18 protein-coding genes are annotated in these 18,280 nt (G+C 68.0%); 14 read left to right on the top strand and 4 right to left on the bottom strand.

The window, feature by feature from the left end; all coding sequences use genetic code 11:
* Positions 1–35: 35 nt before the first annotated feature.
* The 3 genes from WPS_RS14660 to WPS_RS14650 all read left to right on the top strand — a co-directional run bounded on the left by WPS_RS14660 (position 36) and on the right by WPS_RS14650 (position 3,530).
* Positions 36–1,373, top strand: a complete 1,338-nt coding sequence (locus WPS_RS14660) for a thiolase family protein (protein WP_317995211.1) — start codon at positions 36–38, stop codon at positions 1,371–1,373.
* Between the two features lie 91 nt (positions 1,374–1,464).
* Positions 1,465–2,367: a 3-hydroxybutyryl-CoA dehydrogenase gene (locus tag WPS_RS14655; RefSeq protein ID WP_405054965.1), complete on the top strand. Its 903-nt coding sequence runs from the start codon at positions 1,465–1,467 to the stop codon at positions 2,365–2,367.
* Positions 2,364–3,530 carry an acyl-CoA dehydrogenase family protein gene (locus tag WPS_RS14650; protein ID WP_317995209.1) on the top strand — a complete coding sequence of 389 codons (1,167 nt, stop codon included), beginning with the start codon at positions 2,364–2,366 and terminating at the stop codon, positions 3,528–3,530. Before WPS_RS14655 ends, WPS_RS14650 begins: the two co-directional genes overlap by 4 nt.
* Here WPS_RS14650 and WPS_RS14645 read toward each other — a convergent pair.
* On the bottom strand, positions 3,496–3,912 hold the full coding sequence (locus tag WPS_RS14645) for a thiol-disulfide oxidoreductase DCC family protein (RefSeq protein WP_317995208.1): 417 nt from the start codon (positions 3,910–3,912) through the stop codon (positions 3,496–3,498). The genes WPS_RS14650 and WPS_RS14645 overlap by 35 nt on opposite strands.
* Positions 3,909–4,676, bottom strand: a complete 768-nt coding sequence (locus WPS_RS14640; protein WP_317995207.1) for a hypothetical protein — start codon at positions 4,674–4,676, stop codon at positions 3,909–3,911. Before WPS_RS14640 ends, WPS_RS14645 begins: the two co-directional genes overlap by 4 nt.
* A 118-nt stretch (positions 4,677–4,794) precedes the next feature.
* Here WPS_RS14640 and sucC point away from each other — a divergent pair, with 118 nt between their 5' ends.
* The 4 genes from sucC (at position 4,795) to WPS_RS14620 (ending at position 10,875) form a co-directional block, all read left to right on the top strand.
* On the top strand, positions 4,795–5,985 hold the full coding sequence (gene sucC / locus WPS_RS14635) for an ADP-forming succinate--CoA ligase subunit beta (RefSeq protein ID WP_317995206.1): 1,191 nt from the start codon (positions 4,795–4,797) through the stop codon (positions 5,983–5,985).
* A 1-nt stretch (position 5,986) separates the two neighbouring features.
* On the top strand, positions 5,987–6,868 hold the full coding sequence (sucD, locus tag WPS_RS14630) for a succinate--CoA ligase subunit alpha (protein ID WP_317995205.1): 882 nt from the start codon (positions 5,987–5,989) through the stop codon (positions 6,866–6,868).
* 165 nt (positions 6,869–7,033) lie between these two features.
* Positions 7,034–10,582 carry a TonB-dependent receptor domain-containing protein gene (locus WPS_RS14625; protein ID WP_317995204.1) on the top strand — a complete coding sequence of 1,183 codons (3,549 nt, stop codon included), beginning with the start codon at positions 7,034–7,036 and terminating at the stop codon, positions 10,580–10,582.
* Between the two features lie 80 nt (positions 10,583–10,662).
* A complete protein-coding gene (locus WPS_RS14620) occupies positions 10,663–10,875 on the top strand; it encodes a hypothetical protein (RefSeq protein WP_317995203.1) in 213 nt (70 codons plus the stop codon).
* 403 nt (positions 10,876–11,278) lie between these two features.
* On the opposite strand, the gene WPS_RS14615 is transcribed toward WPS_RS14620, so the two are convergent.
* Entirely contained in the window at positions 11,279–11,569 is a 291-nt protein-coding gene (locus tag WPS_RS14615; protein WP_317995202.1) for a LysM peptidoglycan-binding domain-containing protein, read from the bottom strand.
* 216 nt (positions 11,570–11,785) lie between these two features.
* Here WPS_RS14615 and lexA point away from each other — a divergent pair, with 216 nt between their 5' ends.
* From lexA to WPS_RS14600, 3 genes are read left to right on the top strand one after another with little or no spacing between them, the layout of a single operon-like run.
* Positions 11,786–12,400, top strand: coding sequence for a transcriptional repressor LexA (gene lexA, locus WPS_RS14610; protein WP_405054964.1), 615 nt, complete (start codon positions 11,786–11,788; stop codon positions 12,398–12,400).
* Positions 12,354–13,640 carry a PTS transporter subunit EIIC gene (locus WPS_RS14605; RefSeq protein WP_317995200.1) on the top strand — a complete coding sequence of 429 codons (1,287 nt, stop codon included), beginning with the start codon at positions 12,354–12,356 and terminating at the stop codon, positions 13,638–13,640. Before lexA ends, WPS_RS14605 begins: the two co-directional genes overlap by 47 nt.
* On the top strand, positions 13,637–14,911 hold the full coding sequence (locus WPS_RS14600; protein ID WP_317995199.1) for a methionine gamma-lyase family protein: 1,275 nt from the start codon (positions 13,637–13,639) through the stop codon (positions 14,909–14,911). The genes WPS_RS14605 and WPS_RS14600 overlap by 4 nt, the downstream gene beginning before the upstream one ends.
* On the opposite strand, the gene WPS_RS14595 is transcribed toward WPS_RS14600, so the two are convergent.
* On the bottom strand, positions 14,872–15,084 hold the full coding sequence (locus WPS_RS14595) for a hypothetical protein (protein WP_317995198.1): 213 nt from the start codon (positions 15,082–15,084) through the stop codon (positions 14,872–14,874). The genes WPS_RS14600 and WPS_RS14595 overlap by 40 nt on opposite strands.
* Positions 15,085–15,141: 57 nt before the next feature.
* On the opposite strand from WPS_RS14595, the gene WPS_RS14590 reads away from it, so the two are divergent.
* The 4 genes from WPS_RS14590 to WPS_RS14575 are packed head-to-tail and all read left to right on the top strand — an operon-like array spanning position 15,142 to position 18,275.
* A complete protein-coding gene (locus tag WPS_RS14590; protein WP_317995197.1) occupies positions 15,142–15,438 on the top strand; it encodes an FHA domain-containing protein in 297 nt (98 codons plus the stop codon).
* A gap of 2 nt (positions 15,439–15,440) precedes the next feature.
* On the top strand, positions 15,441–16,286 hold the full coding sequence (panC, locus tag WPS_RS14585; protein ID WP_317995196.1) for a pantoate--beta-alanine ligase: 846 nt from the start codon (positions 15,441–15,443) through the stop codon (positions 16,284–16,286).
* A gap of 4 nt (positions 16,287–16,290) precedes the next feature.
* Positions 16,291–17,490, top strand: coding sequence for a bifunctional phosphopantothenoylcysteine decarboxylase/phosphopantothenate--cysteine ligase CoaBC (gene coaBC / locus WPS_RS14580; protein ID WP_317995195.1), 1,200 nt, complete (start codon positions 16,291–16,293; stop codon positions 17,488–17,490).
* Entirely contained in the window at positions 17,490–18,275 is a 786-nt protein-coding gene (locus tag WPS_RS14575) for a type III pantothenate kinase (RefSeq protein ID WP_317997559.1), read from the top strand. Before coaBC ends, WPS_RS14575 begins: the two co-directional genes overlap by 1 nt.
* Positions 18,276–18,280 lie beyond the last annotated feature (5 nt).

Here is an 18,280-nt window from a genome sequence, read left to right as displayed (position 1 = left end):
GCAACCGCGGCGGTTCGGGCGAAGTTACGACGATCATGAAGTCCGGTACACAGGTCCTGGCGACCGCCCGCACGCCGTTCGGCCGCCTCGGCGGCGCGCTTTCTTCGCTCGGGGCGACGTCGCTCGGCGGCGACGCGATCCGCAACGCGATCGCACGTGCCGGGATCGACCGGGCCGACGTCGAGCACGTCATCATGGGCGAAGTGCTGCAGGCCGGCGTCGGCCAAGCCCCGGCGCGTCAGGCGGCGTTCAAAGCCGGCCTCGCCAAGACGACGACCGCCGAGACCATCAACAAGGTCTGCGCCTCGGGCCTCCTCGCCGTCGCCTATGCGGCGCGCTACATCACGGCGGGCGATCATCGCGTGGTCGTCGCCGGCGGGATGGAGTCGATGTCGAACGCGCCCTACCTGCTCCCCGGCGCGCGCAACGGATACCGCTTCGGCAACGGCGTGGTGGTCGACGCGATGATCCACGACGGCCTCTGGGACTATTACTTCGACGAGGTAATGGCGTCGCAGGGGGCGCGCGTCGCGGCGGAGCTGGGCGTCACGCGCGCCGTGCAGGACGAGTTCGCGTACCAGAGCCACAAGCGCGCGACCGACGCGCACGAAGCGGGCGCGCTCGCGGCGGAGATCGCGCCGGTCAAGGTCGCGACCAAAGCGAAGGGCAAGATCGTCGTCGATCGCGTGCCGCACGCGGCGCGTCCGCGCATCCCGGCGATGGCCGGCGGCGGCGCGAGCGACTCGGTGTGGAACCACGTTCCGCCCGAGAACATGGTCGCCGATCCGGCGCAGTTCTCGCCGTACGTGAGCGGCGATGTGCCGTTCACGCTCGTCGATCGCGACGAACCGGTGCGCACCGACGCCTCGATCGAAGCGATGGCGAAACTCAAGCCGCTCGACCCGGGCGGGACGATCACCGCCGGCAACGCGCCCGGCGTCAACGACGGCGCGGCGGCGCTCGTCCTGGGCTCGCTCGACTACGCGCGGAGCGTCGGCGTCGAACCTCTCGGCGAGATCGTCGATCACGCCGGCGTAGCGTGGGATCCGCCGTACCTCGCCCTCGTCCCCGCGATGGCGGCGCAGAAACTGCTGGACAAGACGAACCTGCGCGCGAGCGATATCCACGTGTGGGAGATCAACGAAGCCTTCGCCGCCGTCGCGCTGACCGCGGCGGCGCGCCTGGGTCTCGATCCCACCGTCGTGAACGCGCAGGGCGGCGCGGTCGCGTTCGGCCATCCGATCGGAGCGTCGGGCGCGCGTATCGTCGCCTCCGTCGTCCACCAGCTGCGCAAGCGCGGCGGCGGCTACGGAATCGCGGCAATCTGCTCCGGCGGCGGCCAAGGCGACGCCGTCCTCGTCCACGTCGGCTGACCGCTCCCCGTCACGCTGAGCCTGTCGAAGCGCAGCGTGATGGCGCCGTGAGGGCTGGAAGGTCCGCGGCGTGGTGCGCGAAGTCGGGTTCATGAGGGTTTTGGTCATCGGGGCCGGGCAGATGGGCGCCGGCATCGCGCAGGTTCTGGCCGCCAAGGGGCACGAGGTGCTGCTCAACGACGTCGACGAGGCGCGCATCCGGCGCGGGATCGACGGGATCGCGAAGCGCCTCGATCGCGACGTCGAAAAGGGAAAACTCTCCGCCGAGCAGCGCGGCGAGATTCTCACCCATATCGACCCGCGCCCGCACTTTCGCGACCTCGACATCCATCTCGCGATCGAAGCGGCGACCGAGCGGCTCGATCTGAAGCTCGAGCTGTTCCGCGATCTCGACCGCAACACGCCGCCCGAAGCGATCATCGCCTCGAACACGTCGTCGATCTCGATCACGACGCTCGGCGCCGCGACCGCGAAGCCCGATCGCGTGATCGGGATGCATTTCATGAACCCCGTCCCGGTGATGAAGCTCGTCGAGATCATCCGCGGGATCGCCACCTCCGACGCGACGTACGCGCACGTCCGCGACCTCGCGCTCGGCCTCGACAAGACGCCGGTCGAAGTCCGCGATTTCCCCGGCTTCATCAGCAACCGCGTCCTGCTCCCGATGATCAACGAAGCGGTCTACGCACTCTACGAAGGCGTTGCGTCGGTCGAGGCGATCGACACGGTGATGAAGCTCGGGATGAATCACCCGATGGGACCGCTCGCGCTTGCCGATTTCATCGGGCTCGACACGTGCCTGGCGATCATGAACGTGCTCTACGACGGCTTCGGCGACTCGAAGTACCGGCCGTGTCCGCTGCTCAAGCAGTTCGTCGCGGCCGGCTGGTACGGGAAGAAATCGGGCCGCGGCTTCTACGACTATACGGCGGCGTTGCCGGTGCCCGCAGCGGCGCCGAACGGCGCTTACGCGCCGGCGTCCGCCGCGCGATGATGGTCGGCCAGTCGCGCGCGGTCGGCTTCGAACCGACCGAAGACCAGCGCGCGATCGGTGCGGTCGCGCGGGAGATCGCGCAGCGCGAGATCGCGCCGCACATCACCGCTTGGGATCGCGCGCACCTCTTTCCGCGCGAGCTCTACGGCGCGCTCAACGACGCCGGGCTGATGGGGATGCTGGTCCCCGACGCCTACGGCGGCGTCGGCGCCGACTACGTCGCGTACGCGCTGGCGATCGAGGAGCTCGCGCGCGTCGATGCCGGCACCGCCGTCACCGTCTCCGTGCACTCGATGATCTGCAGCGCGATCGCGTCGCTCGGCAGCGAAACCCAGAAAACGCGGTGGCTCGAGCGGCTCGCCGCCGGCGACACGATCGCGGGCTTCGGCCTCACCGAGCCCGACGCCGGTTCCGACGCCGCGTCGCTGCGCGCGACCGCGCGTCGCGACGGCGATGCCTACGTCCTGAACGGCCGCAAGCAGTGGTGCACCAACGGCGGATACGCGGGCGTCGTGATGGCGATGTTCCGCACCGGCGGAGCGGGCGCGAAGGGGATCAGCGCGTTCCTCATCGACACATCGCTGCCGGGGATCGTCGTCGAGAAGACGACCGAGAAACTCGGGATCCACACCTCGAATACCGTCGATCTGGCGTTCGACGACGTGCGCGTGCCGGTCGGTGCGCTGCTCGGCGAGGAGGGGGCGGGGCTTTCGCAGGCGCTGACGACGCTCACGGCGGGCCGCATCGGGATCGCGGCGCAGGCGGCCGGGATCCTCGCCGCGTGCCTGGATGCCTCGGTGACGTTCGCGCGCGACCGCATCGCGTTCGGCAAGCCGATCGGCGCGTTCGAAGGCGTCTCGTTCAAGATCGCGCGGATGGCGACCGATCTCGAAGCGGCGCGGCTCATGGTCTATCGCGCGGCGGCGCTCGCCGACGCCGGCCGGCCGTTCGCGATCGCCGCCTCGCAAGCGAAATTGTTCGCGTCGACCAAGGCGCGCGAACACGCGTCGGAGGCGGTGCAGATCCACGGCGGCTACGGCTACACCACGGAGTTCCCGGTCGAACGCTACTATCGCGACGCGAAGATCACCGAGATCTACGAAGGAACCTCGGAGATCCAGCAGCTCATCATCGCGCGGGATTCACTCGGCCGCCTGGACTAGGGGGAACGGCGCACGCGTCGCGTCTGCCGAACCAGCGGTAGCGATTCGCGGCGATCCATCCGTAGACGCGATCGCGCAGGGTGCGCGGAACAAGGATGAAGCCGAACGCGAGCGGCCACGGAAAGCGCAGGCCGAGCGCGATGTGCAGTGCCGCGTCGCTCCCTTCGTAGCGCCTTCCGTACGCGAGCAGAACCACCGACGGATCGTGCGGCGGGCCGCCGGTTGCGGCGAGGAGTTCCGTCGCTCGCGCCGACTGCAGCGACGCGAACGCAAACGTGCCGCCGGGATCGTTCGCGGCGATGAAGCGCACCGCCCCGCTGCACAGATTGCACATGCCGTCGAACAGCACGACGGCGCGCGCGTCGGGCGGCGCGCCGTTCAACGCTTCGCGAACGTGTCGTGCACTAGGGTGAGCGTCCAGTGCGCGTCGGTCGTGATCGTTTCGTCCGTCCCGATTTGGCGGCGGATGTGCGCGACGAGATCGTACCCCGTCGGCGACAGCAGGTCGGTCGCGTACTCGGTCGTCCCGCGGTCGACTTCGTCGAAGCCGGCGACGCCCGGGACCGTCATGCTGCCCTCGTAACTGAGCGTCGCGGCCGCGCCGTTGACGTGGCTGACGCGAAAGTCGATCTTGCCGTGTCCCGGCGGCGGGACATCGACGGTCCACGTCGAGCCCGGGCTCACGTCACGGTTGGCGATGAAGCCGCGCGCGAGCAGCGGGAGGAGGTGGACCGATTCGGGACCCAGCGCCGCGTGCGGATCGGCGGACATCCGCCCGTCGTCGAAGAGCACGACGCGCAGCCTCGGCTGCGTGCTGAGCCGGCCGGTGTACGCGGTGTCGACGACGAGCCCGCCGCTCGGCGGCGCCGCGATGACCTCGACGGTGAGCTGCCCCCGATCGCTGCCGTCGAGCCCGATCGACGCGGTACCGTTGCCCGCGCTGACGCTGCTCGGGCCGCTGTTGGTTCCGTTGCCGTACGCGCCGTTGAAGCCCGAGGTGCGCTTGTCGTGGATGCTGTGCGCGCTGTACGTCACGTCATAGACGAGCGTTCGCAGCGGCTTCGGCGCATCACCCGCCGCGACGAGCGACGGCGCAAGCGAACCAGCGGCGAGGAGCGAAGCGGCGACGAGCGAGCGGACGAGCATGGGTGCACTCCTTGGATCGCACTGAATCATTCGTCGCGGCGGGCGAGCGGCGCCTTCGTTGGCGTGCGACTCTCGTCGTCGAGGGAGCCGCCTGCGGGGCGCGAAGCCCGCCGAGGCCATGAAGTTGATGGAATATCAGGGCAAGGACCTGTTCCGGCGCGTCGGCATCCCGACCCCGAACGGCGTCTACGCCACCAGCGCTGCCGAGGTGCGCGACTACATCGCCGCGCATCCGGGATCGTGGGTGCTCAAGAGTCAGGTGATGATGGGCGGCCGCGGCAAAGCCGGCGGGATCAAGTTCGCCGACGACGCCGCGACTGGCGAGACGCTTGCGCGCGAACTGATCGGTAAGGTCCTCAAGTCCATTCAGAATCCCGAAGGCGAGGAAGTCCGCTCGCTGCTGGTCGAGGAGAAAGTCGCCATCGCGAGCGAGGCGTACGTCTCGATCACGATCGATCGCGCGACGAAGAAGCCCGTCGTCATCGTCACCTCGCAGGGCGGGATGGACGTCGAAGAAGTGGCGGAAGCGCATCCCGAAGCGATCTCCAAGTACTGGATCGATCCGGCGGCGGGATACTCGCCGTTCATCGGCCGTCAGCTCGCGTTCGCCGCGAAACTTCCCGTCGGCTATCGAAAGGCGTTTCCCGGATTGCTCGGTGCCCTCTACACGCTCTTCATGGACTACGGCGCGAACCTCGTCGAGATCAACCCGCTGGTGCTGACGAAAGACGGCCGCGTGATCGCGTCCGACGCGAAGGTCGATCTCGACGACAACGGCCTCTACAAACATCCCGACGTCGCCGACTGGAACAAGAAACAGCCGGCTGATGCCGACCAGGCGGCGGCGGTCGCGATCGGTCTTGGAATGTCGAACTACGCGCGCTTCGACGACGAACCCGGTGCGGCACCGAAGAACGTCGGCACGATCGCGAACGGCGCTGGCCTGGGGATGGGGACGATGGACGCGGTGAAGAACGCCGGCGGCGGCGCCGCGAACTTCCTCGACATCGGCGGCGGCGCGCAAGCCGAGCTGGTGAAGAAGAGCTACGAACTCGTCACCTCCGATCCGCGCGTCACGGCGATGTTCATCAACATCTTCGGCGGGATCACGCGCGGCGATCAGGTCGCGAAAGGGATCGTCGAAGCGCTCGCAGGCGGCGACGTCCGCAAGGTGCCGCTGGTGATCCGTCTGACGGGCACCAACGCCGACGAGGGCCGCAAGATCCTCGCCGATGCCGGTTTCGTGCCGGTCGAAACGATGGACGAAGGCGCGGCCAAAGTCGTCGCGCTTGCGAACGGAGCGAACTGACGTGGCGATCTTTCTCGACAAGAACTCCAAGGTGATCGTGCAGGGAATCACCGGACGCGAAGGCGCGTTCCACACGCAGCGCATGCTGGCGTACGGAACGAAGATCGTCGGCGGCGTGACGCCGGGCAAGGGCGGGACGACGATCGAAAGCGGTCAACCCGTCTTCGACACGGTCAAGGACGCGGTCGACGCGACCGGCGCGACGCATTCGATCATCTTCGTGCCGCCGTTCGCCGGCGCCGACGCGCTGTGGGAAGCGCACGACGCGGGAATTCAGCTCGCGGTGTGCATCACCGAAGGAATTCCGGCGCACGACATGCTGCGCGTCGTCGCGACGACGCCGGGGATGCGGATCGTCGGCGGCAACTGCCCGGGGCTCATCTCGCCTGGCAAGTCGCTGGTCGGGATCATGCCGGGCCACGTGTTCAAAGAGGGAAACGTCGGGATGATCTCCCGCTCCGGGACCCTGACCTACGAGATCGTCGACGGCCTGACGCGCGCCGGCCTCGGGCAGTCGACTTGCGTCGGGATCGGCGGCGATCCGATCATCGGCACCACCTTCGTCGACTGCCTGCGGGCGTTCGCGGGCGATCCCGAGACGCACGCGATCGTCGTCTCAGGCGAGATCGGCGGGTCCGACGAAGAAGACGCGGCGGCTTTCATCAAGGACCATTTGCCGGACAAACCGGTGGTTGCATTCATCGGCGGCCGGTCGGCCCCGAAAGGAAAGCGGCTCGGCCACGCCGGCGCGATCATCTCGGGCAACACCGGCACGCCCGAGTCGAAGGTGAAGGCGTTCACCGAAGGCGGCGTCCCCGTCGCCGATCGTCCCTCGCAGATCCCGGCGCTGCTTGCCGAGCGGATGAAACCGATCCCCGTCTGATGTCGAGAGGGCCGTTTTGGTCTGCTTGTTTACGCCGCTATTACCGTTTCGTTAAGAGTTCCAGGGGATTTGCTGGGGGGGCGCAAGAAGGGTCGCAGGTCGAACGGAATGTCACTTGCTTGGCTTCCTGTGCGACATATCACCCTTCGAAAGGACAGGTAGCCTATGGCTATTCCTCATTCGGTGAGGCGCGGCATCGTCGCGGTTCTGTTGCTCGTTGCGTTCGTACTCCAGGGAACGACAAGCGTTCTGGCAGGTACGACCGGTTCGCTCAGCGGCACCGTCGTCGATTCGCAATCGCAAAAGCCGATCGGCGGCGCAAGCGTCACCGCGTCGAGCCCCTCGCAGTCGGCAACGACCAAGACCGACGCGACCGGCCATTTCTCGTTTCTCTCGCTCGCGCCCGACACGTATTCGGTTAGCGTTGCGGGGACGGGAACGTACGACGCGTCGACCGTCAACGGCGTCACGATTCAGGCCGACACCGCGCAGAGCATCAGCCTCTCGCAGACGTCGAAACTCAAAGTGATCGGTACCGTCGCCTCGCGCGCCGCTTCGGCGCTCGTGAAGCCCGGTACGACCGCGGACGTCTACTCCGTGAGCCCGACGACGCAGGATAAGGCCTCCGCGTTCGGAGGCGGCGGCACGCTCAACAGCGCGTTTTCGGCGCTGACGACCGTCCCCGGCGTCTACGTCGCGCCCAACCAGAACGGGTACATTGGCGCGGGAGCAACGCTCTCGATTCGCGGCGGCGACTACGACCAGATCGGTTACGAACTCGACGGCGTCCCCGTCAACCGCGCGTTCGACAATTACCCCTCGGGGCCGGCGTCGTCGCTCGGCCAGCAGGAGCTCCAGGTGTACACCGGCGCCCCCGCTGCGAACGCGGAAGCCAACGGCATCTCCGGCTACATCAACCAGGTCATTCGCACCGGTACCGCGCCCGCGACGCGCAACCTGACGCTGGGCATCGGCTCGCCGACGATGTATAACAAGATTGCGTTCGAAGCCGGCGGTGCGAACCCGTCGCGAACGTTTTCGTATTACCTCGGCGCGGGCGCGTACAACCAGAACTATCGTTACTACGACCAGTTCAACGGTGCCGCTCTGCAGCAGAACTACGGCGCACCGCTGGCGCAATGCGCCAGCGCGACCACCGCCCCGTCGTGCAACGGCGGACCGGGCGTCGACTACACCAACGGCGGCACGACGCCTGCCTACGTTCTCGGCAACTATGTCGCCGATTCGGTCGCCGAAGTTCGGGATCGCGACACGGTCGCGAACTTCCATTTCGGGTTGCCGCGTAAAGACGGCAACCGCGACGACATTCAGATCCTGTACGACAACAACTTCATCGACAATTTGTCGTACACGTCGACCAACGACCAGGGCGGTGCCGCATATCTGGACGCAATCGGCGTCGGCGTGCCGGCGTATATTGATGCGTATCAGTCGTCGCTCAAGACCGGGACGCTGCTTCCGGTCACGTTCACGGGCGGCGGTACGAGCGCGTACCTCTTCCCTCAGTCGCCCAACGGCCGTCTCAATGGGATCCAGAACTGCTCGCTCGCCACGAATACCCTTTCGAATGGATGCATCGAGCCCAACCGGCGCGACGCGTTCGTGAACAATCAGGGGATCGTGAAGGCGCAGTACCAGCACAACTTTGGAACGAACGCGTTTCTGCGCGTCTACGGCTACACGTACTACTCGGACTGGCTGCAGACCGGGCCGCAGTCGTCGTTCCAGAACTACCTCGGCTTCGTGCCGGCTGACTACGAACTGCACAGCCACACGCGCGGCGTGAGCGCGCAGTTCACCGACCAGCTGAACTCGCAGCACTTGCTGTCGATTCAGGGTTCGTACACCACCTCGAACACGTTGCGTGATAACAATCAGCAGTACATCAATGGTCTGTACGGCCCGAATAGCCGCAACCGCTACACGGTGATCGGCGGGCTCGTCGATTCGTCGAACCCCGGCAACGGCATCTGCTATAGCCAGACCGCCGTCGCCGGCGTCCACGCCGCCGTCAACTGCTACAACGGCAGCGGCAGCAACCTCAACAGCAAGAACACGGGCTTCTTCACATTGCAGCAGGCGCTCGCGGGAACGGTTCCCGCGGCAAGCGGCACGTGCGGCACAGGTCCGTGTCAATATCTCGTGCTCAACAACGGGCAGTACGCGACGTACAACACCGTGACCCCGAAGTTCACGGCCGCGTCGATCACCGACAATTGGAAGCCGTCCGATCGCATCAACATCAGCCTTGGGCTGCGCTACGATCAGTTCCAGTTCAACGGATCTGATACGACCAACGGCGGTCTGGCCCGTCAGTTCTACTATGCGGCATGGAACCAGCAGTTCCCCACCGCGCAGCAGTTCAACGTGTCGGCTCAAACCTTTACCTATAACGAACTCGAGCCACGGTTTGGGATCACCTATACCGTCGATCCGCGCACGGTGTTGCGCGCAAGCTACGGGCGGTATGCCGAAGCGCCGAACAGCGCGTTCGAGCAGTACAACTTCCTGCAGTCGAGCGCGCCGATCAACCTGAAGAACTTCGTGCTCAACGGTATCGGCAATACGCCGGGTCACGGCGACGTGATCAAGCCGTCGGTCGCGAACAACTACGACTTCTCGTTCGAACACCAGTTCAAGGGCGATACGTCGATCAAGCTGACGCCATTCCTGCGCAAGACGCAGGATCAGATTCAGCAGTTCTACCTCGATCAGAAGACCAACTTCGTCTCCGGCGTCAACGTCGGCGCGCAGACGTCGCAAGGCTTCGAGTTCGAGCTCGACAAGGGTGACTTCTCGCGCAACGGCCTTGCCGCGAAGCTGTCCTTTGCGTACACGAACAGCTACATCACCTACAAGCGCCTCAAGAACGGCGTCGGCGTGATCGACGGCTTCAACACCGCGATCTCGGCCTACAACGGGTTCACCAAGGCGGGCGGCGGTGCGCCGTGCTACACGACGGCCGGCGCGGCGGACACCGCGTGCGCGGCGGGTTCGATCGCGAATCCGTACTACAATGCGCCGATCCAGCCGTTGATGGATGTCAACGGCAAGTACGCGACGTACGATACGTTCCCGGGCGGCGTGGGTGCGGGCGGGTACACCCAGTACGGCGCGCCCTACGTCGGGACGTTGCTCGTCCAGTACAAGCGCGGACCGTTGGCGATCACGCCGGCCCTCCAGTACACCGGCGGCGTGCGCTACGGCGTTCCGCTCTCGAACCAGGGTATCGACCCGACGAGTTGCGGAGCTGGTCTCGCCAGTTCCGTCGCCGGCGACCCGCGTTATCCCTACGGCGCCGTCGGCGGTTCACCGTTCGACGCGACCAACTGCGGCACGCTGGCGGCGATTCCGAACGTCTACACCGGACGCTTCGATAACGTCGGCGCGTTCGTGGCGCCGTCCAACCTGCTGCTCCACACGCAGATCACATACGACGTGAACAAGCGCGTGACGCTGGTGGGCAACTTCGCGAACATCCTGAACACCTGCTTCGGCGGTACGAAGGTTCCGTTCTCGGTGAACAAGGCGTGCGGCTACACCGCCACGTACGGCGCGGGCTCTGGCCCGGTGCCGTTCGGTAACGCGTACAATCCGGGGAACGCGCTTCAGCCGTTCCTGCGGACCCCGTACGATCCGACGTTCTCCGGGTTCCCGTTCAACATGTACTTCGAGGCGCGGATCAAGATCTAAGTCTCGCGGTCATCTCGATCGAGAACGGAAGCGGCTCCGCGCAAGCGGGGCCGCTTCTGTTTTGTTGGTATAGTCGTGCGATGCGATTCGGATATCAGTGCGAGGAGTGCGAAGAAGCGGTGTGGCTCGCGGCACCGCGTTCCGAGTTGCAGTGGCTGCGCAGCAGGCGGCACGTGGTGCGCGAGGTGCAGAAGCATCTCTCCGGCGGCCTTGACGGGTGGATGGACGAGGGGCTCGTGTTTCTCGAACGACATGACGGACATAGCGTCGTGGTCGTGCAGGGGGGGCGATGACTCACTGCGCTGGTCGCCGGTGGTGGCTCGGGGCCGGGGCGGCGCGGCTTGGTTCGGGGCACGTGTCCTCGCGCGCGTCGTGCGCGCGAGGGCGCTGCGTTGCGCGGTCGCTCTCGCTATCCTGGCTTCGCGCCCGCGCAAAGCGCCCCGAGACCAAGCCGCGCCCGCCCGGCGTCGTGGGTGGTGCGCGCGTTGCTGCGCTGTGTGCGTTGCGGAGTTGACGCTTGTCCTAGGAAAAATTTGGGGTTGGGTTGCGTGCGAATCGGGGGCAAGGATTTGTTCGCGACGGAGTGGCGTTGGGATATGAAAAAACGAGCTCGCGTCCTTGCGGCTCGTTTTTCGGGGGACGGTTGGCGATCGCGGGGCGCGGGGGAAGGCGCTCGCGCGAGTGGGGTGCTGTTGGTTAGTGGGGGATGCGGAGTTGTTGGCCGACGCTGAGGTTGGCGTTGGCGAGGTGGTTGGCGGCGATGATTTGGTCGACCGTCGCTTGGACGTCGGCACCGGATGTGGTGCTGCGTTCCGCGAGGGACCAGAGGGTGTCGCCGGAGCGGACCGTGGCGTTCGTGTACGTCACCGGAGGTGCGGCGTGGACCGTGCTCGAGAGAGCCGGGACCGTCACCGCCAGGCTCAGGCCGGCCAGCACCACCAGCGGCATGAGGGTCGGTTTCGCTCGTTTGATTGGGTAGAGTGCCATTCCGATTCCCCCTAGATGTTGGGCCGAACGCTCGTTCGTCCCCTAGATGGTAGCAAGATGGAGTGCCGCCGTCAAGGTTTTTCGAACGTATGTTTGCATCGCGCGCAGCTTCTGTGGTATGGTCGCGTCAATGAGGGCGGCGCCTACCCGGCTCCGCCGATCCGCAGCGTCTCATCGCGCTGTGCCTACAGGGTGGCATTCTCAAAGGGGGCATCGATGGCCGAGCGGGCCACGACCGAGAAGCAGCAGCGAATCCTCGAAGTGATCCGCGACTTCACGAGCGAGCGCGGGTACCCGCCGTCGGTCCGCGAGATCGGCGAACGGGTGGGGCTCTCGTCGTCCTCGACGGTGCAGTCGCATCTCAAGACGCTCGAGCGCCACGGGTTTCTCAAACGCGATCCCACCAAGCCGCGCGCGCTGGTCGCGTCGCGCAGCGGCGACGAGCCCCCGGCGGTCGAATCGGTCACGCTCCCGGTCGTCGGGCGGGTCGCCGCCGGCGTTCCCATCACCGCGACCGAGAATCTCGAAGACCACTTCGTCCTTCCGGCGGCGTGGGCGCCGCGGCGCGGCGGCTTCATGCTGCGCGTGAAAGGCGACTCGATGATCGACGCGGCGATCCTCGACGGCGACCTCATCGTCGTCGAACCGCAGCCGACGGCGAGCAACGGCGAGATCGTCGTCGCGATGATCGACGGCGAAGCAACCGTGAAGCGGTTCTTCCGCGAAGACGGCCGGATCCGGCTCCAGCCGGAAAACTCGGCTATGGCGCCAATCTACGCCGACGATGTCTCCATCGTCGGCCGCGTCGAAGCCGTCATCCGCAAGCTCTGAGCCCGCCGACGAACTGACCTATCCGCTTCCGGCCGGCGACGGCGTCGTCGCCCGGCTGGAACGCGCGGTCGCGCCGTACGCGCAGCGTTTCGCCGATGCACCCGCGGTGAACGCGCTGCGCGAGACGCTGCCGGTCGCGTTCATCGCCGTCGTGCTCTACCTGCTCACGCAAGTGTTTCCGCTCAACGGCTGGGAGAACGTCGCGGAACGGCTGCGCGCCGGGATCGAGCCGGCGTTCGCGCTCGCGTCGATCGTGATGACGCTCGCGCTCTCGTACCGTCTCGCGGTGCGCTTGAAGTACGCCGAAGCGCCGATGGTCGGAATCTCGTTCGTCGTGTTCTGGATCGTCATGCCGCCCGCCGCCGTGCGGGCGTTTCTGTTCTTCGCGCTCTCGCGCGGAAAGAGCGGCTGGGGCGCGTTCGCGACGACGCTCGGCGTGAGCGGGCTCTTCACCGCGATCGTCGTGTGTCTGGCGACGGCCGGGGCGCTTGCGCTCGGACGCCGGCGTTTCGGTCCCTACAAGGGCGACGTGATCGGCGGTCTGGCGATCTACGCCGTCTCGGGGCTGCTCTTCGTCCTGCACGTCTCGCTCGCAGGCGCGCTGGCGGCGCTGATCGCGCCGCTGGCGACGCTCGGCGACAGCTTCGTCGCGCTCGCGCTCATCACGGTGATCGAAGCGGCGCTGTGGCTCGTCGGGATCCACGGGCCGGCGCTGCTCGCTGCGCTGGTCCTCCCCGTCTACCTGAGCCTGCAGGCGGCGAACACGGCGGCGCACGGCCACCACGCGCCGATCCCGCACATCGTCGTCGTCTCGACGTTTCTGTTCGTCTTTCCCGGCGGCGCCGGCGCGACGCTCCCGCTCGTCGCGCTGCTGCTGCGCAGCCGCGTTCCGCGGTTGAAGAAGATCGCGTGGGCGTCGATCCTGCCGTCGCTGTGCGGGATCAACGAGCCGGTCATCTTCGGACTCCCGCTCGCGTACAATCCGGTGCTGGCGGTGCCGTTCGTCGTCGCACCGCTCGTGCTCTCGATCACGACCTACGCGGCGATGGCGCTCGGTCTCGCCGGCAAGCCGGTGTTCTACATCCCCTCCGGCGTCCCGACGTTCGCGAACGTCTTCCTCGCCACGCTCGACTGGCGCGCCGTGGTGCTGCTCGCGGTCAATCTCGCGATCGCCGGGGCGATCTGGCTCCCGTTCGTGCGCGTCTACGAACGCACCGTCGCACGCGCGGACTCGGCGTGATCGACGCGCTCCTCGACGGCATCGCGCTCGCTCCCCGCGTGCGCGACGCCGCCGTGCGCGCCGCACCGTGGCTGGAGCGCCGCGATCCGCGCGCCGTCGCGGTGCGCGCGCGCGTGCTGCGCGCGTTCCTCGACGAGGGGATCGCGGAGTCCGACCTCGCCGGCACCACCGGCTACGGCTACGACGACGCCGCGCGCGAGCGGTACGAGTCGCTGCTGGCGCGCTGCTTCCGCGCCGAGCGTGTGCTGGCGCGGCTCTCGATCGTCAGCGGAACGCACGCGATCGTCGCCGGACTCGACGCTCTCGTCGCGCCCGGCGCAACGCTGCTCGCCGCCAACGGCGCACCCTACGACACGTTGCGCCACGCGATCGCGACCGCGCCGTACTCGCTGGTCTCACGCGGCGTGCGCTACGCCGAGGTCGCGCGGACCGGCGCGGGCGAGACCGACCTCGACGCGCTGCGCGACGCGGTGCGCGCGCAGCGCCCGGCGGTCGTCTTCGTCCAGCGCTCGCGCGGCTACGCCGTGCGGCGCTCGCTCACGATCGACGCGATCGCGGCCACCATCGACGTGGTGCGCGGCGCGCATCGCGAGGCCGTGGTGTTCGTCGACAACTGTTACGGCGAACTGGTCGAAGAACGCGAACCGCTCGAAGCGGGCGCCGACTTGATCGCGGGTTCGCTCATCAAGAATATCGGAGGCGGTCTCGCCCCGACCGGCGGCTACCTCGCCGGCCGCGCCGATCTCATCGAACGGATCGCGGCGCGCGTCTTCGCGCCCGGAATCGGCGCCGGTCTCGGCCCGACGCTGGGATTCGGCCGGGCGCTCGTGCAGGGGCTGTTCTACGCGCCGCTGGTCGTCGCCGAGACGCTGCGCGGCCTCGACTTCGCCGCCGCGCTGTTCGCCGAGCTGGGCTGCGCCGTCGATCCGATCCCGGGCGACCTGCGCACCGACATCGTGCAGGCGATTCGCCTCGGCGACCGCGAGCGGCTGATCGCCTTCGCTCGCGGTCTCCAGCGCGCAATGCCTGTCAACGCGCGCTTCGCACCCGAGCCCGGGCCGGTGCCCGGCTACGTCGATCCGGTCATCATGTCGAGCGGCTCGTTCGTCAGCGGCGCGACGATCGATCTCTCGTGCGATGCGCCCCTGCGGCCGCCGTTCGAGGTGTATCTTCAGGGCGGAATTACCGCCGAGCACGCGGTTCTCGGCGCCGTCTTCGCGGCCCAGGCGGTCTACGAGGCCGGCGGCTTCTCCTCGCCCATGAAGCCGTAGAAGAAATACACGGTGCCGTCTTCGGTCTCGATCGCGATCCGCGTCTCCTCGAGCCGCGCCGCCGTGATGCGCTTTCCGGGCATCGTCGCGAGGACCTCGGCGGCCTGCATGAACTCGGCGGCTCGCAGCGCTTCGGGCTCGATTTCCATCAGCTGAACGTCGTCCTTGTCCATGCGTGTGCTTCCTTCGGAGAGGACCGGCCGTCACGACCGCGCGAAGGCGGTTCGGCGATGTACGTCCTCGAGGTGATGAGCGGCCCGCTCGACGGGAAAACTTGGGCTTTCGAGCGGGAGATCACCATCGGCCGTGATGACGCGGTGGCCACCGCCTGCATTACCATCGACAGGTATATTTCCCGCAAACACGCCCGACTCTATGAAGAACCCGACGGCTTCTTACGTTTGGCCGATCTCGCCAGCCGGAACGGGACCCGCGTCGCCGGCCGGCCGCTGGACGCGCCCGAAGCGATCGACGTCGGTCAAGCCTTCGTTGTGGGCCGCACGACGCTCCGTGTCCTGCGCGGCTGAACGTGCACATCGCCCGCACCCCGGCTGACGTCCGATCGGTCTTGGCTGCCGCCGAGCGTCCGGTGGGTCTCGTACCCACGATGGGAGCGCTTCACGCGGGACACCTCGCGCTCGTCGAGCGGGCGCGCGCGGGAAATGCGACCGTCGTCACGTCGGTCTTCGTGAACCCGATGCAGTTCGGCCCGAACGAAGACTTCGAACGGTACCCGCGTGCGTTCGACAACGACGTCGCGACGTTGCGCGCGGCGGGCGTCGATCTCGTCTACGCGCCCGATGTCGCGACGATGTATCCGCCGGGGTTCTCGACGTCGGTCGAGCCCGGCGACGTCGGCAGCCGCTACGAAGGCGCGCTGCGCCCGGGGCATTTCCGCGGCGTCGCGACGGTGTGCGTGAAGCTGTTCTCGACCGTCGACCCCGAGCGCGCCTACTTCGGCGCCAAGGACGCGCAGCAGGTCGCGGTGCTGCAGCGCGTGATCGCCGACTTGAATCTGGGGCTGGAACTCGTGGTCGCGCCGACCGTGCGCGAAGCCGACGGCCTCGCTCTCTCGAGCCGCAACATCTATCTCGACGATTCGCAGCGCGCCGCCGCGCCGGCCCTCCACCACGCGCTCGACGCGATCGTCGCGTCGGTGCGCGCCGGCGAGACCGACCGCGCGCGGATCGTCGCCCGCGCGCGCGGCGAACTGCGTGAACCGCTGCGCGAAGCGTATCTCGACGTCGTCGACCCCCGCACGTTTGCGGCCGCCGATCCGGTCCGTCCGCCGGCGCTCGCGATCGGCAGCGTCTGGGCCGGCGCGACGCGACTGATCGACAACGAACCGATCCTTCCGGCGGACGGCGAGCGGTGAGGCGGTGAACGGCCGGCGGATTCTGCTCGGCGTGACCGGCGGAATCGCAGCCTACAAAGCGGCGGCGCTGGCGAGCCGGCTGGTGCAGAAGGGCGCCGTCCTCGACGTCGTGATGACCGAGGACGCGGAGCGTTTCGTCGGCGCCGCGACGTTCGCGGCGCTCGCGCGGCGTCCGGTTCACACCTCGCTGTGGGAGCAGGTCGACGCGATCCCCCACATCGCGCTCGCGCGCGACGCGGAGGTGGTCGCCGTCGTCCCCGCGACCGCGAGCACGATCGCGAAGGCCGCGCTCGGGCTCGCCGACGATCTCCTGAGCAACGTGCTGCTGGCGACGCGGGCGCCGCTCGTCTTCGCGCCGGCGATGAACACGTCGATGCTCGAGCATCCCGCGACCGCTGCGCACCTCGCGACGCTGCGCGGGCGCGGCGCGACGATCGTCGAGCCCGGCGTCGGATTTCTCGCCGAGCGCGAACACGGGGCGGGTCGGCTCGCCGACGAGGACGCGCTGCTCGCGGCGATCGCGCAGGCGCTCGGCGCGCGCGAGGACTTGCGCGGCGAGCGCGTGCTGATCACCGCCGGACCGACGCGCGAACCGATCGATCCGGTGCGCTTTCTCTCCAACGCCGCAACCGGGACGCAAGGGATCGCGCTCGCCGCCGAGGCGCTCGCGCGCGGCGCGGCGGTCGATCTCGTGCTGGGGCCGACGACGGCCTCGCCGCCTCCGGGCGCGCACGTGGTGCGCGTCACCACCGCGCGCGAGATGGACGCCGCGGTGCGCGAACTCGCCGGCGGCGCGACGATCGCGATCGCGACCGCCGCGGTCGCCGACTGGCGGCCGGCCGTGACGCACGATCAGAAGGTGAAGAAGACCGAGGAGGTCACCGCGATCGCGCTCGAGCGCAACCCCGACATCCTCGCCGGCCTGGGAGCGCGCCGCGACGGCGCGCTGTTCCTCGTCGGCTTTGCCGCCGAGACGAGCGATTTCGAAACGCACGCGCGCGAAAAGCTCGCCGGCAAGCACCTCGACCTGATCGCGGTCAACGACGTCGGCGGGACGCGCGGCTTCGGCGACGTCGATAACGCGCTCGTGGTGCTGTGGGGCACCGACGGCCGGCGCGATCTGGGCAGCGGGTCGAAACGCGAGCTCGCCGCGCGGCTGTGGGACGCGATCCTCGAACGCAAGCGCGCGCAGGCGGACGCGTGATGCTGCTCTGCATCGACGTCGGCAACACCGAGACCAAACTCGGTGCGTTCGATCGTGCCGGCGCGATCCTCGGCACGTGGCGCGTGACGACGGCGCGCCGCCGCACGCCCGACGAGTACGGCGTGCTGTTCGCGGCGTTCTTCTCCGCGGCGCACTTCGCGATCGGTGACATCGAGGCGATCGCGGTGTCGTCGGTCGTTCCATCGGTCGACCGGCCGCTCGCGGAGGGATGCGAGAAGTACTTCGGCGTCGTGCCGTCGTTTTTCAGCGCGGCGACGCAGACGTCGCTGATCGTGCGCACGGAGCGGCCGCGCGAAGTCGGGAGCGATCTGATCGCGGCGGCGATCGGCGCGGTCGCGTTCGTCGGGACGCCGGCGATCGCGATCAACTTCGGCACGGCGACGACGTTCGGCGCGATCGATCGCGACGGAGCATACGTCGGAGCGGCGATTGCGACGGGGCTGCAGGTCTCGCTCGACGCGCTGGTCGGCCGCACCGCGAAGCTGCCGCAGGTGGCGCTGGTCGCGCCGGGGGTCCCGGTGGGCCGCGAGACGGTGACGTCGATCCAAGCGGGGCTAATCTACGGCGCTGTCGGGCAGACGGAGGAGCTGGTGCGCCGCATCCGCGGGATGCTCGGCGAGGACGCCCGCGTGATCGCCTCCGGCGGCCTCGCCCCGGTGGTGGCCGCGGAGACGGCGGTTATCGAGCGGGTGGAACCGCACCTGGTCCTCCACGGCCTCCGCCTCGGCCATCTCCACGCCAACGGCAGCGCTGCCTCAGGGTGACGGGG

This window comes from Vulcanimicrobium alpinum (assembly GCF_027923555.1).
In the GTDB taxonomy this organism is placed as follows: domain Bacteria; phylum Vulcanimicrobiota; class Vulcanimicrobiia; order Vulcanimicrobiales; family Vulcanimicrobiaceae; genus Vulcanimicrobium; species Vulcanimicrobium alpinum.
The sequence above is the reverse complement of the archived record's forward strand: the minus strand, read 5'-3'. Positions and strand labels throughout refer to the sequence as shown.

Bases quoted from the DNA above. Each gene is read 5' to 3' on its own strand.
- WPS_RS14660 (WP_317995211.1), top strand. From the start codon at position 36: ATGAAGTCCGGTACACAGGTCCTGGCGACCGCCCGCACGCCGTTCGGC.
- WPS_RS14655 (WP_405054965.1), top strand. From the start codon at position 1,465: ATGAGGGTTTTGGTCATCGGGGCCGGGCAGATGGGCGCCGGCATCGCG.
- WPS_RS14650 (WP_317995209.1), top strand. From the start codon at position 2,364: ATGATGGTCGGCCAGTCGCGCGCGGTCGGCTTCGAACCGACCGAAGAC.
- WPS_RS14640 (WP_317995207.1), bottom strand. From the start codon at position 4,676: ATGCTCGTCCGCTCGCTCGTCGCCGCTTCGCTCCTCGCCGCTGGTTCG.
- sucC (WP_317995206.1), top strand. From the start codon at position 4,795: ATGAAGTTGATGGAATATCAGGGCAAGGACCTGTTCCGGCGCGTCGGC.
- WPS_RS14625 (WP_317995204.1), top strand. From the start codon at position 7,034: ATGGCTATTCCTCATTCGGTGAGGCGCGGCATCGTCGCGGTTCTGTTG.
- WPS_RS14620 (WP_317995203.1), top strand. From the start codon at position 10,663: ATGCGATTCGGATATCAGTGCGAGGAGTGCGAAGAAGCGGTGTGGCTC.
- WPS_RS14615 (WP_317995202.1), bottom strand. From the start codon at position 11,569: ATGGCACTCTACCCAATCAAACGAGCGAAACCGACCCTCATGCCGCTG.
- lexA (WP_405054964.1), top strand. From the start codon at position 11,786: ATGGCCGAGCGGGCCACGACCGAGAAGCAGCAGCGAATCCTCGAAGTG.
- WPS_RS14605 (WP_317995200.1), top strand. From the start codon at position 12,354: ATGTCTCCATCGTCGGCCGCGTCGAAGCCGTCATCCGCAAGCTCTGAG.
- WPS_RS14595 (WP_317995198.1), bottom strand. From the start codon at position 15,084: ATGGACAAGGACGACGTTCAGCTGATGGAAATCGAGCCCGAAGCGCTG.
- WPS_RS14590 (WP_317995197.1), top strand. From the start codon at position 15,142: ATGTACGTCCTCGAGGTGATGAGCGGCCCGCTCGACGGGAAAACTTGG.
- WPS_RS14575 (WP_317997559.1), top strand. From the start codon at position 17,490: ATGCTGCTCTGCATCGACGTCGGCAACACCGAGACCAAACTCGGTGCG.